The organism is Fictibacillus sp. B-59209, assembly GCF_036216745.1.
GTDB lineage: Bacteria > Bacillota > Bacilli > Bacillales > Fictibacillaceae > Fictibacillus_C > Fictibacillus_C marinisediminis.
The window spans coordinates 1-15021 of record NZ_JARMMC010000030.1 but is presented as its reverse complement, the minus strand read 5'-3'; the positions used below and the strand labels follow the sequence as shown (position 1 = coordinate 15021).

Below are 15021 nucleotides of genomic sequence, written 5' to 3'. Positions count from 1 at the left end.
TTTTTTGTATGTTCTTTTTTGTGACAATGATGGGTTTGGCATGTAAAGGCTGAAAAGTCGCACGTAAAGTCTCCATTCCCGCATGTAAACCCTTCAAAGTCGCACGTAAAAGGGCCAAAGCCGCAAGTAAACCGTACAAACCCGCAAGTAACGATCCCGAACAACAAAGTAGAACCTTCAAAACCTTATCCATTAGCCACAAAACACGAAAGAATAAAGCCTATACAAACTAATTACTTGTTCTATTTTTCATAAAACCATCGAGGGATCAACCCAATAAGTATGAAAATGACGTGATATGCAAGTAAATCTTGTCGAATCGCAAGTAAACGCTGTCGAACCGCAAGTAAACCCACCAAATCCGCAAGTAACGATCCAAATCACCCAAGGAAGTCCGCCTGAATCACCCTTTTCTGATTCTCGAACCCCCAGAACCCCTCCCTCAAGCACCCTCGAAACTCTTTTAAATCAAGAATCCTGCTCACCCTTTCCGCTGCAGGAATTGTCCAAGCAAATAGGGTATTTTTGTACGTGTAATGGATAGGAATTCCTTGATAAAAGGGAGATCATTGGTAGTATAGGAATGAAAGATATCACTCCACCACTCGGTCTCATATCGGCACAGCATGCTCAGGTTATAAAGAACAGCATAATGAATCATGCATTCATTCAATTCTTTCATCTCTCTGCGGCTGCTGTAGAGATAATATGAACCGTTAGTGTGATAGCTGAATGGTTCGCATTCAAGGGGATGGAGTTCTTTGGAAGAATGAACAATGATATGTTCTTTTGTTTCTTTTAAAAGTTGAAAGGTGATTTCCGGGTTTTCATTGAGAAAGGAGATCAGTCTTCCGGTGTTCATATGAAGACCATCCAGCACATCAATGGGAATAATAAGCTCCTGATCGTCTCGCATTACTTGAACGTTTATATCTTCGTTATGAACATGAAGAAAAAGATCTCTCAATTCGGGTATAAGAGCCATAATATCATTCATCTTAAGCTTTTCGCCTTCTGCATGTTTCACATGAAACAATTTAGTGGAAAAGTGATTAAAAAGACCGCTCCTCTGAATCCTCACTTCATCATGAAGAAATTCATAATACTTCTTTTTACGTTTCCTGGTTGTTACACCGTGGGCAAGAACAGAACTGTTTTCTGGATAGTCAGGGTCAACGGTCAGTATGCACGCCTTTAGCAGCTGGATCATGCCATAGAACAGCAAAACCGGCTGGAGTTCAGTCGGTGCTGTACCTGCCAAGTCATAATATTTCTTTCCATGTTCCAGAAAATAAATGAAGGGATAGCAGTTTTGATAGCTTTTGCTTTCTGCCTGCTCAATTCCAGCGTTTTCGTAGCAGCCATAAAGGTATTTTTGCGCCCTGCTGGAGGAGAAAAAACTATAATATAATGACCAGGTATTCGCATCTGACATCGGGCGCTCACCTCCGTGGTATTTTTTGAAAAGTTAGACTTATTGTTCCTTCCTTGACAGTAGTTTATCCAGTTGTTAATCTACAAATAATATTTTTCAGGAAGTTAATTGAAGAGAAGGGTGGAGTATGCATGTGGGAGAGCAAGTTTGAAAAAGAAGGATTAACGTTTGATGATGTGCTTTTAGTGCCGGCAAAATCGTCTGTTTTGCCAAAAGATGTTTCATTGAAGACACGTCTTTCAGATTCCGTACAGTTAAACATCCCTGTTATAAGCGCTGGAATGGACACGGTAACAGAGGCAGAATTGGCGATTGCCATGGCTCGCCAGGGCGGATTAGGTATTATCCATAAAAACATGTCTATCGAACAGCAGGCAGAGCAAGTGGACAGAGTAAAACGCTCTGAAAGCGGAGTTATTACTGATCCGTTCTACCTTACACCTGATCATCAAGTTTTTGATGCTGAACATCTTATGGGGAAATACAGAATCAGCGGTGTTCCCATTGTTGATGAAAATAAGAAGCTTGTAGGCATTCTCACCAACCGTGATCTTCGTTTTGTTGAAGATTACTCCATTCAGATTTCAGATGTAATGACGAAAGAAAATCTTGTGACTGCCCCAGTAGGAACTACCCTAAAAGAAGCAGAGCAATTACTTCAAAAGCATAAGATTGAAAAGCTTCCATTGGTCGATAATGAAGGCACTCTTCAAGGATTAATTACAATAAAAGATATCGAAAAGGTTATTGAGTTCCCTAATTCTGCTAAAGACAGCCAAGGTCGTTTGCTGGCTGGTGCTGCAGTAGGGGTAACAAAAGATGCAATGGTTCGCATTGATAAATTGGTCGAAGCAGGAGTGGATGTTATCGTCATCGATACGGCTCATGGCCACTCTGAAGGTGTATTGACTAAAGTAAGAGAAGTTCGTGCTAAATACCCTGACCTTACCATCATTGCTGGAAACGTAGCAACAGCAGAAGCGACAAGAGATTTGATCGAAGCTGGAGCAAGTGTGGTCAAAGTCGGAATCGGGCCTGGATCGATCTGTACGACCCGTGTTGTTGCCGGTGTAGGTGTGCCTCAGATTACGGCCATTTATGACTGCGCAACAGAAGCCCGCAAGCACGGTATTCCGATCATTGCTGACGGAGGCATTAAATATTCTGGAGACATCGTGAAAGCTCTTGCTACAGGCGGAAATGCTGTTATGCTCGGAAGCTTGCTTGCCGGAGTAACCGAAAGCCCAGGAGAACGGGAAATTTACCAAGGGCGCCAATTTAAAGTTTACCGGGGAATGGGATCGATCGGGGCTATGGAGCAAGGAAGCCGCGACCGATATTTCCAGGAAAATAATCAAAAACTCGTTCCAGAAGGCATTGAAGGTCGAGTCCCTTATAAAGGGCCACTGGCTGATACATTGTTCCAGCTGATCGGCGGAATTCGTTCAGGTATGGGATATTGCGGAACTCCTACATTAGAGGAGCTTCAAAATAATTCTAAGTTCGTTAAGATTACCGGTGCTGGATTAAGAGAAAGCCACCCTCACCAAGTACAAATTACCAAAGAAGCACCAAATTATTCAGTCTAAAGATGGATTTTATAAAAAAAGTGGACAGAGGTCATTCCTCTGTCTATTTTTTTGTATATTGCTATGGTACAATTACGTTTGTGTAAATTGTATGGAGGTGTCAGTTTTGTTCGGCAACAAACTTAAAGGATTTACTTTTTCAGCTGTCATGGTTTCAATGCTATCAGCCAGTGTATTTGGATATTCAGAAAAAGCAAGCGCTGCTCCGGAATTGAAAACAAAATCGGAGACGGCGATTTTAGTTGATGGAGATACAGGTAAGATTTTATACGAAAATAAAGCCGATCAAGTATTGCCGCCAGCCAGTATGTCAAAAATGATGACTGAATACCTGGTCAATGAAGCAATTAAAAAAGGCAAAATTCAATGGGATCAAAAAACAGCCATTAGTGATTATGCACATAAAATTTCACAAAACAGAGACCTTTCAAACGTACCATTGCGAAGTGATTATAAATATTCAGTAAAAGAATTATATGAAGCTATGGCCATTTATTCTGCAAACGGTGCTTCGATCGCATTGGCAGAGCTTGTTGGCGATGGTAAAGAGTCCAAGTTTGTCGGGATGATGAATGACAAAGCTAAAAAGATGGGAATCAAGGATGCTCGTTTTGTTAACAGTACAGGTCTGAACAACAATGACCTCCAAGGGTATGATTCCGTTGGGAGCAAGACGGATGAAAATAAGATGTCCGCAAAATCAGTAGGGATCCTTGCATTCAAATTAATCAGTGACTATCCTGAAGTTTTGGATACAGCAAGTATTCCATCCAAATGGTTCCGTCCCGGGACTGACGATAAAATCATGATGAAGAACTGGAACTGGATGCTTCCGTCCCTCGTTTATGGGTATAAGGGAGTAGACGGACTAAAGACGGGTACTACGGACAATGCGGGTTACTCTTTTGCAGCTACAGCGAAAAGAGATGGAACACGGTTGATTTCTGTTCTTATGAAATCGAACAGCTATGCTGGCCGGTTTGGTGAGACGAAACAATTGCTTGATTACGGATTTTCCAACTACACAAAAGAAACACTTCTTCCAAAAGGCTATCAGCTGAAGAAACAAAAAACTCTTCCTGTTATCCAAGGAAAAGAGAAAGAAGTTGGGATTGCAACACAAGAACCGGTTTCAATGCTTGTGAAAAATGGCGAAAAGCAAAATTATAAACCAGTGCTTGTGATCGACAAGAAGCACTTGGATAAAGACGGCAAATTGAAAGCTCCTCTAAAAAAAGGTGAAACAATCGGCCATATTCAATTGAAATATACAGGTAAAGATGCGGATCACGGCTATTTGCTGAATGACGGATCCGGTAAAGGACAAGCTAGTGTTGTAACAACCAAGGCAGTAGAAAAAGCCAATTGGTTTGTTCTTGCCATGAGAGGTACTGGCCATTTCTTTGGCGGTGCCTGGGATTCTGCAGTTGACACTGTAAAAGGCTGGTTCTGATCTTGGATGAAATACTCTTCAAAAGCATTGCTTTTGAAGAGTATTTTTTAAACCCTAGCGAATTTATTGGTTTTACGTTAAAATGAATGTGAATTTGATTATTAAAAAAACTCATAAATGAGTTAATAAATAAACAGGGGGATATGTAGCATGTTAAAGACAGGTACAGATCGTGTAAAACGCGGAATGGCTGAAATGCAAAAGGGCGGCGTCATTATGGACGTTATCAATGCAGAGCAAGCTAAAATTGCCGAAGCTTCCGGAGCAGTAGCCGTTATGGCGTTAGAACGAGTTCCAGCAGATATTCGTGCAGCGGGCGGAGTAGCGCGCATGGCGGATCCTACAATCGTAGAGGAAGTACTAAATGCAGTCAGTATCCCTGTAATGGCGAAAGCTAGAATCGGACATATCGTGGAAGCACGTGTTCTTGAATCAATGGGTGTTGATTACCTTGATGAAAGTGAAGTACTTACTCCTGCGGATGAAGTATTCCACTTGAACAAACGTGATTTCACAGTTCCTTTTGTATGTGGAGCCCGTGATCTTGGGGAAGCTTCCCGCCGTATCGGAGAAGGCGCTTCTATGCTTCGTACAAAGGGTGAGCCTGGAACAGGAAACATCGTGGAAGCTGTTCGCCATATGCGCATGATTCAAGGTCAAATCCGCAAGGTAGCAGCTATGAGTGAAGATGAACTCATGACTGAGGCTAAAAATCTTGGAGCACCATATGAAATCCTTCTTCAAATCAAAAAAGACGGACGACTTCCTGTCGTTAACTTTGCAGCTGGCGGCGTAGCCACTCCTGCAGATGCAGCATTAATGATGGAGTTAGGCGCTGACGGAGTATTTGTCGGATCAGGAATCTTCAAGTCCGAAAACCCTGAGAAATTTGCCCGTGCGATTGTAGAAGCAACCACTCACTACAGAGACTATGAGCTGATTGCTAAACTATCAAAAGGACTCGGTACTGCAATGAAAGGAATCGAGATCTCCACGCTACTTCCTGGAGACCGCATGCAGGAACGAGGCTGGTAAGAAAGGAAGCAACGCGATGATTAAAATTGGTGTTCTTGCCCTGCAAGGCGCTGTGAGAGAACATATTAAAGCTTTGCAAGAAAGCGGCGCAGAAGCAGTGAGCGTAAAGCGTATTGAAGAGTTGAATGATTTGGACGGGCTTGTGATCCCAGGCGGCGAAAGCACTGCGATGAGGCGTCTGATCGATAAATATAATTTCCTTGAACCATTGAAGGAGTTTGCGCAAGAAAAGCCAGTTTTCGGTACATGTGCAGGCCTTATCCTCATGGCAAAACGCATTCAAGGTCAAGACCACGCTCACCTCGAGCTCATTGACATGACCGTTGAGAGAAATGCATTCGGCCGGCAGGTGGATAGCTTTGAAGCTGACTTGCACATTGAGGGTGTAGGCGAAGATGTGAATGGTGTTTTCATCAGAGCTCCTTATATAGTAGAAGTCGGGGAAGAAGTAGAAGTTTTATCTGTTCATAATGAGCGTATCGTTGCTGCAAAACAAGGACACTTCCTATGTGCGGCCTTTCACCCGGAACTGACCGATGATTACCGTCTTCACCAGTTTTTTGTGGAAATGGCATCTCAGAAGAAAAAGATTATTGCATAAAAGCAGAAAATATTGTACATTACTATACAAACATTATTTGTTAAATCGCTGACAGGAACCAGTAGCAAAATGATCTTTGCCTAGAGAGTCGGTGGCTGGTGTAAACCGACCAAAGTCATTTGTGAATCCATCCTTGAGTGGGAAGCTGAAATTATAACGTAAGCTTTCCCGGTATACATTGTCCGTTATCAATGACAAGGTGGCAGGTGTATTTACTTGCAACTAGGGTGGCAACGCGGGTTAACTCTCGTCCCTTTATAGGGACGGGAGTTTTTTGTATTTATACGCCGGACAATAAGCGGCGGATTTCTTCGTTGCCTTGATTTCCTCGGATCCTCATTTGGGTATACCAAACTCCGGTCCTCGGAATCAGCGGCGCCTCGAACTCCTTGCTTCTTGTCCGGCTACTCGGGCAAAGCGGCGGATTTCTTCGTTGCCTATAACTCCTTGTTTTTTGAACGGATACCGGGCCACAATTATGGATTTCTTTAGCTATTTGGGTTTTGTCAGAAAAGGTTATTGATTAAAGGAGGAAGAAACATGCTTGATTTGAAATATGTTCGAGCGAATTTTGATGAAGTAAAAGAGAAATTGAGCAAACGGGGAGAAGACTTAACAGGCTTGGACCGTTTTGTTGAATTGGATGAAAAGCGCCGTGAACTGATTGGTGAAACAGAAACATTAAAGTCTAAACGTAACGAAGTATCCAAACAGGTAGCGGAATTCAAACGTGAAAAGAAAGATGCCGACCACTTGATCACAGAGATGCGTGAAGTGGGAGACCGGATTAAATCCATCGATGACGATCTGCGCACGGTGGAAGAGGATCTGAACCACCTGATGCTCACACTGCCGAACCTGCCTCATGAAAGTGTACCGGTTGGTGAAACAGAGGACGATAATGTACCTGTACGCCATTGGGGAGATATTCAGGAGTTTGCATTCGTACCAAAAGCTCACTGGGACTTGGCGACAGATCTTGATATCGTCGATTTTGAAAGAGCCGCTAAAGTAACTGGAAGCCGTTTTGCTTTTTATAAGGGAGCGGGAGCACGCCTTGAACGAGCTTTAATCAACCTTATGATGGACTACCATGAAGATAAGCATGGCTATACTGAAATCTTGCCTCCTTACATGGTGAACAGAGAAAGCATGACAGGAACTGGGCAACTGCCGAAGTTTGAGGAAGATGCATTTAAAATCCGCGAAGAAGATTACTTTTTGGTCCCGACTGCTGAAGTTCCGGTAACCAACCTTCATCGCAATGAAATTTTAACTGCCGAAGAGCTTCCGAAAGGTTATGTTGCATACAGCGCTTGTTTCCGATCTGAAGCAGGATCTGCTGGCCGTGATACACGCGGTCTCATCCGTCAGCATCAGTTTAATAAAGTAGAGCTTGTCCGTTTCGTGAAACCGGAAGAGTCTTATGAAGAGCTTGAAAAGCTGACAGGCCATGCAGAAAAAATTCTTCAGCTGTTAAAGCTTCCATATCGTGTACTGAGCATGTGTACAGCTGATTTAGGATTTACTGCTGCGAAGAAGTACGATATTGAAGTATGGCTGCCGAGCTACGGAACGTACCGTGAAATTTCTTCTTGTTCTAACTTTGAAAGCTTTCAGGCGAGAAGGGCGCAAATCCGCTTCCGCCGCGAAGCGAAAGGGAAACCTGAATTTGTTCATACACTGAACGGATCAGGACTGGCAATCGGCCGTACCGTAGCTGCCATCCTCGAGAATTATCAGCAGGAAGACGGCTCTATCGTCATCCCTGAAGTGCTTCGCCCATATATGGGGAACAAAGAAGTTATCAAGTAAAAAGAGAAAGGGAAGGATTTACTCCTTCCTTTTTCATTTTTTTATAAAAGAATGTTGACATATAATTGAGTCACATGGTATTATTATTTTTGTCAGTAAGACCATGGAGGTATACCCAAGTCCGGCTGAAGGGATCGGTCTTGAAAACCGACAGGGGTGTAACAACCCGCGGGGGTTCGAATCCCTCTACCTCCTCCATACATAATTTCAACATCTGCCGCTGTGCAGGTGTTTTTTTATTTGGCTCTTTTCCAAAAGATTGTTGCTTAGTGAAGATTTTTTGTCTAGATTACTTCCTTGACAAGTTGATTGGAATGCAAGGTGCGAGACTCCAGCGGGATATGCGTGACAGGTGAGACTCCCGCAGGCGCATGCGCCTAGAGGCTCACCGCACGCCCCGCGGAAAGCGAGCAGCCTGGAATGGAAATCAACCACTTTCAAGAGCAACAAAGGTTGCGAAAATAGCTTTTTATTTTTCAGCCTATATAGGAGATAAATCGCTAATAAAAAAAGTGCCTTCCGTCATCATCGGAGGCACTTCTTTTTTATAACCGGACTTCTCTTTTGGCTTCAATCTTTTGGCCGATCTTCGCCATGATTTTTTCGAGTGATTCAGGATCATGAAGCAGATCGTAATCATTGATGTTCAAGCGAAGTACGGGGCAGATGCTGAAGTTAGAAATCCATTGTTCGTAGCGTTCATACATCTCTTCCCAATATTCAACAGGTGTATCCTGTTCCATCTGACGGCCACGCTGTTTAATGCGCTGCAAGATATCATCAAGCGATCCTTCGAGATGGATCAGAACATCCGGGTGAGGGAAATAAGGGGTCATAACCATTGCCTCAAACAAACGCGTATACGTATCATAATCCACTTCGGACATTGTCCCTTTATCGTAATGCATTTTTGCAAAGATGCCTGTATCCTCATAGATTGACCGGTCCTGAATAAAGCCTCCGCCGTATTCAAACATTCTCTTCTGCTCTTTAAAACGTTCAGCTAGAAAGAAAATCTGAAGATGAAAGCTCCATCGCTTAAAATCTTTATAAAATTTATCCAGGTACGGATTGTTGTCGACCTTTTCCATTGATGTTCTGAAGTTTAAGGCTTGAGCGAGAGCTGAAGTCAGTGTAGATTTACCGGCTCCGACCGTACCTGCAATAGTGATGACTGCATCTGAGGGAATGCTGTATTTTTCGGCTAAATTCATCGAGTCAGTTCTCCTTTTTGCAAGGTGGCTTCAATCGCAGCAAATATCTTTTCCTTATCACTGCTTTGAGTGACAAAATCCAGTTCATCACCATTAAAAGATAGAACAGGGATCTCAGGATGCTCGTTTTGAAAAGCCGCCATAAACATTTCGTAATCATTGATGAGTCTCATTAAGTATGATGGATCGATCTGCTTCTCGATATTTCTGCCCCGAAGTTCTATGCGTTCCAGCAGGGTATCAAGACTGGCGTTCAGATAGATGATCATATTGGGCACAGGCATGTCTTTCGTGAGAATATCGAAAATCTGCATATATTTATTATAATGATCGGCGGCGAGTGTCTGTCCCGCAAAGATGCGGTTTTTAAAAATATGATAATCAGCCACAACCGGAATGTCTTGATTTAAGTAGTGTATTTGTATATCTTCAAGCTGTTTGTAGCGGTTGCATAAAAAGAACATCTCTGTCTGGAAACTCCACTCTTCGATGTTATCGTAAAACTTCCCCAAGAACGGATTTTCTTCAACGATCTCTTTCAACAGCTTAAATTTATAGTGTTCTGAGATGGCTTTTGCTAATGATGTTTTTCCAACACCAATTGGCCCTTCAACTGCAATAAAGGGGGTAGAATTCATGCTGCTTTTCCTCCCTATTTTCAATTACAAAAAAATAACAGACAGAAAATATTGTAGCATATGAAGGGCGGAGGGAATAGAACAAAATACAGTTAAATTAAAATCTTCTTGATTCTATAGAATTGTCCGTTTTTTATTTTGTTCCGCCTCTTTTATGATTTTTTTAAAGTTAAGTTCATGGCATGAGGAAGTATCGGCTCTCAATGTATTTTTTATTAAAAGAATAGCCCGTTCATTATCTTCAGTAATGTTGGAAGCGGAGCAGTCTTCCGGCACATAGAGCGTGAAATCACGCATGAATGCATCGTTTGCTGAAAACAGGACACAAATGTTGCCGGCCAAGCCCGCGAGTATTAAAGTTGTTATTTTCATATCATGCAGCAGCGTGGATAATGGTGTTGAAAAGAAGGCCGAATGCATGGGTTTAATAATGAAAAAATCGTTATCCTCAGGTACGAGCTGCTCGACAAATTCTTTCCCTTCCTTTTCAAGGCAGTAATTAACCAGTTTCTTTCGGTCGGACTGCCATTTTCCGAAATTATCGTTCACATAGATAACTGGAATGCCGTTCTCTTTGGCTTTATTTTTGAGATCTGCAATGTTCGGGGCAATAGGCAGTGCCTGTTCAATGAGCATGTGGCCTTCCGGAAAATCAAAATCATTGATAACATCTATAATAAGGAGAGCAACCGGTGGATAAGATGGTGTTGAGGACATATGAAATCCACTCCTTTACGTCTTTTTGCACATCCATAACTATTCCTCTCTTTATTATTGGCCAAACCTTATGTATAATCACATAAAATACAAAGATGGAGTCGGAATGATGCTTCAAAATGAAAAAGATGAACATTATATGTCTCTGGCTATGGATGAGGCCAGAAAAGCAGAAGAACTTGGTGAAGTTCCAATCGGTGCAGTATTGGTGATGGATGATGAGGTCATCGCTGCGGCTTATAACCGCCGTGAGATCGAACACCGTGCAGTTGCCCATGCCGAACTCATCGCTATTGATCAAGCATGCAAGAATAAAGGCACATGGCGGCTTACCGGAAGTACACTTTATGTTACCCTGGAACCTTGTGCCATGTGTGCTGGGGCCATCGTTCTCTCCAGAGTTGACCGTGTGGTTTTTGGCGCACATGACCCAAAAGGCGGCTGTGCAGGAACGCTGATGAACCTCTTGGAGGAGGAGCGCTTCAATCACCAATGCGAAGTCGTTCCCGGCGTGCGCGGGCAGGAGTGCAGTGAGATGCTGTCTGCTTTTTTCAGGGGACTCAGAAAACGGAACAAGGAAAAGAAAAAAAATCAGAGCAGCCTTTGAGGGAATATCTGGTTCGGGTTGATTTTTTAGCATCACCGTTGTATACTTAATCTTGCACATTTGATATGTGCCTAAATAACGTTATACACTTTGTCGCGCTAGGTGGGGAGGTAGCGGTGCCCTGTACTCGCAATCCGCTGTAGCGAGGCTGAATTCCTCTCCTCGGTTAGTCCTGCGTATGGTCTGACGCAAGTAAGTGGTGTTGACATTCGGGTCCTGCGCAACGGAGACCCATGAACCCTGTCAGGTCCGGAAGGAAGCAGCAGTAAGTGGTCATCTTCGTGTGCCGTGGGGCAGCCTGGATCGAGCTAACTGCTTGCGTAACGCATAGGTTGGCTATACCAAAGAGAGGTGCGCGGCATTTTATATATTCAAACAACAACTCACTCCTTATGGGGTGAGTTTTTTGTTCGTTTTCAGTATAATAGAAGATAGAGCAAATTGACGAAATGAATGAAGGAGGGCATGGGATGAGCTATCAAGCGCTTTACCGTGTCTGGCGGCCGCAGTCCTTTCATGATGTGGTCGGTCAGGAACATATCACCAAGACAATCCAGAACGCACTAATGCAGGACAAGCTTTCCCATGCCTATTTATTCTCAGGCCCGAGGGGAACCGGAAAAACAAGTGCAGCAAAGATCATTGCAAAAGCAGTAAACTGTGAAAAAGCCCCTACAGCGGAACCATGCAATGAGTGTGATAACTGTATTGGAATCACGAACGGTTCGATCTCTGATGTATTAGAGATTGACGCAGCATCAAACACCGGGGTAGACGACATCCGGGATATCCGCGACAAGGTAAAATTTGCACCGTCAGCTGTCCGTTATAAGGTTTACATTATTGACGAGGTCCACATGCTTTCAACCGGAGCGTTTAACGCATTGCTTAAAACACTGGAAGAACCTCCACCGCATGTTATCTTCATACTTGCTACAACAGAGCCTCATAAAATTCCGCTGACCATCATTTCACGGTGCCAAAGGTTCGATTTTAAACGCATTTCCAGCCAGTCGATCGTGGACAGGATGAAAACGATCCTGGACTCCAACAGCATTATTCCTGATGATGACGCCCTGCATTTGCTTGCCCGGGCAGCAGAAGGCGGAATGCGCGACGCACTCAGCCTGCTCGATCAGGCAATATCCTACAGTGAAGATGAAGTCAGGGTAGAAGACGTTCTTGCTGTAACCGGAGCAGTGTCACAGGGATTCTTGTCGCAAGTGGCAGCAGCCTTCAAAGAACAGGATGTTGCAAAAGCACTCCATGTTGCCGGCCGGCTAATGGCTGAAGGAAAAGACCCTGTCCGGTTTATCACGGATTTGATCTATTATTACCGTGACATGCTTTTATATCAGACAGCTCCTGGACTTGAAGAAGTGCTGGACCGTGTAAAAGTCGATGAAGAATTTAAGGAGCTGTCACAGGGAACGGACCGTACATGGATCTACAAGGTTATAGAACTCCTTAATCAGTCTCAGCAGGAAATGAAATGGACAAACCATCCTAAGATTTTCCTCGAGCTTTCCCTGATTAAAATCTGTCAGGAAGAACGACAGGTATCAGCGGGAGCGGGACAGGAGCTTTTAAAGAAAATAGAAGTACTGGAACAGCAGGTGAAGGAACTAAAAGAAAAAGGGGTAGCCCTTGCTCCAGCTGATCCTTCTACCCCTGCTGTCCAGGAAAAGAAAACCTTCCGTACAGCAGGCAGGGGGAGCGGCACAAATACAGGCCGTATAAAAGAAATGCTGAAAAAAGCTTCGAAACCGAATTTGGTCCAATTGAAAAACAATTGGGGAGCGATCATGGAAAAGATAAAATCGGAAAAAGTGAGTGTATACGCCCTTTTATCCGGCGCCGAACCGGTTGCTTGTTCCGATCAGGATGTCCTGTTGTCTTTCCAGCATGAAATTCACAGCCAAATGGCTTCATCCGACAATATTCGAAGCTGTGTAGAGGGCGTGATTTATAGTACAATAGGGAAGTCCCTAACGATGTTAACCATCCTGCAGCCGGAATGGGATACTGTGAAAAAAGAATTCATCCAGCAGCAGCAGCGCGGGGACGGCAACAGCCAGGCAGAAGCGGAAGATCCTTTAATTGCGGAAGCCAAAAAGCTGTTTGGTGAAGAATTAATTGAAATAAAAGAATAAACCTTTAGGAGGATGATACGTATGATGCGTGGCGGCGGAAACATGAACAATATGATGAAACAAATGCAGAAGATGCAAAAAGAAATGGCAAAAGCGCAGGAAGATCTTAAGGATAAGAAAGCTGAAGGAACAGCTGGCGGCGGAATGGTTACTGTTATTGCCAACGGCCATAAAGAAGTACTAGAAGTTAATATTAAAGAAGATGTAGTGGATCCAGAAGATATCGAAATGCTTCAAGACTTAGTGCTTGCAGCAACGAACGATGCTTTGAAAAAAGTAGATGAGCTTGTGAACCAGGATATGGGTAAATTCACTAAAGGATTAAACATACCGGGATTATTCTAGGGGGCGGAACATGCATTACCCAGAGCCAATATCAAAGCTGATCGACAGCTTTATGAAATTGCCAGGGATCGGACCAAAAACGGCGGTCCGTCTGGCATTTTTCGTATTAGAGATGCGCGAAGACGATGTACTCGATTTCGGCCGTGCCCTCGTCAACGCCAAACGGAATTTAATCTATTGCACCAACTGTTTCCATATTACAGACCGTGATCCATGCATGATCTGCGACGATTCCAGCAGGGACCGTACGACCATTTGTGTCGTTCATGATTCAAAAGATGTGATAGCTATGGAAAAAATGAAGGACTTTAGAGGGCTTTATCACGTGCTGCATGGCTCCATATCTCCAATAGAAGGAATTGGGCCGGAGGATATCAAGATTGCCGAGCTGTTAAAACGACTTTCCGATGATACCATCCAGGAAATTATACTGGCCACCGACCCTAATATTGAGGGAGAGGCAACTGCCATGTATATTGCCCGTCTGCTGAAGCCGACCGGCATTAAGGTTACACGTATTGCTCATGGCTTGCCAGTAGGCGGAGATCTGGAATATGCCGACGAGGTGACGTTATCTAAAGCAATGGAAGGCAGACGTGAAATTTAAAAAAAGGAGACACACAGCATGTTTTTCTCCCGAAAAGGACGTTTAAGAAAAGCAGGGGATGAACGTCTTCTAGAAACTCTCCAACAAGTTAAATCAGTGTGGACGCACCAGAAAGGCCTGGTGGAAAGAAGCGTCGAGCCTTCTGAACAGGTTATATATGAACTTAAGCTCGCTGAGGCCAAGTATCTGTTTCTCTTAAAAGAGGCCAAAATAAGAAAGGTAACCACAGGAAGACTGAAATAGTCTTCCTGTTCTTTTTTTGGGACATCCCCCATACATTTACTATAAAAGAAGCTGGGGGATGATAACTATGGAACCCGTGATGGTCATTTCCATTCTCGGTAGTGCAATTCTGCTGCTCCTGTTGATCGGGGCGCCGTTAAAACCATTAAGATGGACAGGTCAGATGCTCATCAGATTATCCATCGGAGCTCTGCTGCTGTTCTTTTTGAACACTGCCGGTGCATCCTATGATATACACGTGCCGATCAATGCGGCTACTGTCTTCATATCAGGGCTGCTTGGCTTGCCAGGCCTTGCCTCACTTGCAGCCATTCAATATTTTATCGTAGGATAGCCCTCTTGCTGCCGAGCAATTTGTTCGGCAATCAGAGGGTTTCTTTTTTATTTTGAAAAAAACTCTTGCAACGTATGAATAAGGGTGGTATATTTATTGAGCTGCTTCTTTTGCTTGCTGATTAGGTCAGTAACCAAATAACTTTTTTCAAAAAAGTTATTGACTTGATAGGTGCCCATGTGGTATTCTAATAAAGTCGCCAAAACGAGCGGCGCAAACTTGTTCTTTGAAAACC

Annotated in this window: 17 protein-coding genes, 1 tRNA gene, 1 other RNA gene and 1 other annotated feature; of the genes, 13 read left to right on the top strand and 6 right to left on the bottom strand. The window is 43.6% G+C overall.

The features are described 5' to 3' along the window. Together P4361_RS20705 and P4361_RS20700 are read right to left on the bottom strand one after the other, a co-directional pair. Window positions 1–193 (bottom strand): hypothetical protein (locus tag P4361_RS20705; RefSeq protein ID WP_328090811.1); only part of this gene is annotated, 193 nt, incomplete at its 3' end. A gap of 288 nt (window positions 194–481) precedes the next feature. Further along, window positions 482–1435 (bottom strand): YaaC family protein, encoded by a 954-nt coding sequence (locus P4361_RS20700; RefSeq protein WP_328090810.1) that lies wholly within the window; start codon window positions 1433–1435, stop codon window positions 482–484. 131 nt (window positions 1436–1566) lie between these two features. Here P4361_RS20700 and guaB point away from each other — a divergent pair, with 131 nt between their 5' ends. The 6 genes from guaB to P4361_RS20670 all read left to right on the top strand — a co-directional run bounded on the left by guaB (window position 1567) and on the right by P4361_RS20670 (window position 8126). Next, window positions 1567–3024 carry an IMP dehydrogenase gene (gene guaB / locus P4361_RS20695; RefSeq protein ID WP_053356300.1) on the top strand — a complete coding sequence of 486 codons (1458 nt, stop codon included), beginning with the start codon at window positions 1567–1569 and terminating at the stop codon, window positions 3022–3024. A 148-nt stretch (window positions 3025–3172) separates the two neighbouring features. Then, a complete protein-coding gene (locus tag P4361_RS20690; protein ID WP_425590298.1) occupies window positions 3173–4477 on the top strand; it encodes a serine hydrolase in 1305 nt (434 codons plus the stop codon). A gap of 150 nt (window positions 4478–4627) precedes the next feature. Further along, a complete protein-coding gene (gene pdxS / locus P4361_RS20685; protein ID WP_053356298.1) occupies window positions 4628–5512 on the top strand; it encodes a pyridoxal 5'-phosphate synthase lyase subunit PdxS in 885 nt (294 codons plus the stop codon). Window positions 5513–5528: 16 nt separating this feature from the next. Then, window positions 5529–6113, top strand: coding sequence for a pyridoxal 5'-phosphate synthase glutaminase subunit PdxT (gene pdxT / locus P4361_RS20680; RefSeq protein ID WP_328090808.1), 585 nt, complete (start codon window positions 5529–5531; stop codon window positions 6111–6113). Between the two features lie 39 nt (window positions 6114–6152). Continuing rightward, window positions 6153–6371 (top strand) — a binding site (T-box leader). A 282-nt stretch (window positions 6372–6653) separates the two neighbouring features. Continuing rightward, the gene (gene serS, locus P4361_RS20675; protein WP_328090807.1) at window positions 6654–7928 is read left to right on the top strand and encodes a serine--tRNA ligase; all 1275 of its coding nucleotides are present in this window, start codon (window positions 6654–6656) and stop codon (window positions 7926–7928) included. A 105-nt stretch (window positions 7929–8033) separates the two neighbouring features. Then, window positions 8034–8126 (top strand) — tRNA-Ser (locus tag P4361_RS20670). Between the two features lie 347 nt (window positions 8127–8473). Here the strand turns inward: P4361_RS20670 and P4361_RS20665 are convergent. From P4361_RS20665 to P4361_RS20655, 3 genes are all read right to left on the bottom strand, one after another. Further along, on the bottom strand, window positions 8474–9142 hold the full coding sequence (locus P4361_RS20665) for a deoxynucleoside kinase (protein ID WP_053356294.1): 669 nt from the start codon (window positions 9140–9142) through the stop codon (window positions 8474–8476). Beyond that, on the bottom strand, window positions 9139–9780 hold the full coding sequence (locus P4361_RS20660; protein WP_328090806.1) for a deoxynucleoside kinase: 642 nt from the start codon (window positions 9778–9780) through the stop codon (window positions 9139–9141). The genes P4361_RS20665 and P4361_RS20660 overlap by 4 nt, the downstream gene beginning before the upstream one ends. Before the next feature lie 114 nt (window positions 9781–9894). Beyond that, entirely contained in the window at window positions 9895–10497 is a 603-nt protein-coding gene (locus P4361_RS20655; protein ID WP_328090805.1) for an isochorismatase family cysteine hydrolase, read from the bottom strand. Between the two features lie 109 nt (window positions 10498–10606). On the opposite strand from P4361_RS20655, the gene tadA reads away from it, so the two are divergent. The 7 genes from tadA to P4361_RS20620 all read left to right on the top strand — a co-directional run bounded on the left by tadA (window position 10607) and on the right by P4361_RS20620 (window position 14786). Continuing rightward, window positions 10607–11104, top strand: coding sequence for a tRNA adenosine(34) deaminase TadA (tadA, locus tag P4361_RS20650; protein ID WP_091010726.1), 498 nt, complete (start codon window positions 10607–10609; stop codon window positions 11102–11104). A 93-nt stretch (window positions 11105–11197) separates the two neighbouring features. Continuing rightward, window positions 11198–11463, top strand: an RNA gene (ffs, locus tag P4361_RS20645) — signal recognition particle sRNA large type. 111 nt (window positions 11464–11574) lie between these two features. Continuing rightward, window positions 11575–13257, top strand: a complete 1683-nt coding sequence (gene dnaX / locus P4361_RS20640) for a DNA polymerase III subunit gamma/tau (RefSeq protein ID WP_328090804.1) — start codon at window positions 11575–11577, stop codon at window positions 13255–13257. 21 nt (window positions 13258–13278) lie between these two features. Next, window positions 13279–13602, top strand: a complete 324-nt coding sequence (locus P4361_RS20635) for a YbaB/EbfC family nucleoid-associated protein (RefSeq protein ID WP_053356289.1) — start codon at window positions 13279–13281, stop codon at window positions 13600–13602. Window positions 13603–13612: 10 nt separating this feature from the next. Then, window positions 13613–14209 carry a recombination mediator RecR gene (gene recR, locus P4361_RS20630; RefSeq protein ID WP_053356288.1) on the top strand — a complete coding sequence of 199 codons (597 nt, stop codon included), beginning with the start codon at window positions 13613–13615 and terminating at the stop codon, window positions 14207–14209. Between the two features lie 18 nt (window positions 14210–14227). Then, window positions 14228–14452 carry a YaaL family protein gene (locus P4361_RS20625; RefSeq protein ID WP_053356287.1) on the top strand — a complete coding sequence of 75 codons (225 nt, stop codon included), beginning with the start codon at window positions 14228–14230 and terminating at the stop codon, window positions 14450–14452. 67 nt (window positions 14453–14519) lie between these two features. Continuing rightward, window positions 14520–14786, top strand: coding sequence for a pro-sigmaK processing inhibitor BofA family protein (locus P4361_RS20620; protein WP_062240420.1), 267 nt, complete (start codon window positions 14520–14522; stop codon window positions 14784–14786). A gap of 47 nt (window positions 14787–14833) precedes the next feature. Here P4361_RS20620 and P4361_RS20615 read toward each other — a convergent pair. Beyond that, window positions 14834–15021 (bottom strand): hypothetical protein (locus P4361_RS20615; RefSeq protein ID WP_328090802.1); only part of this gene is annotated, 188 nt, incomplete at its 5' end.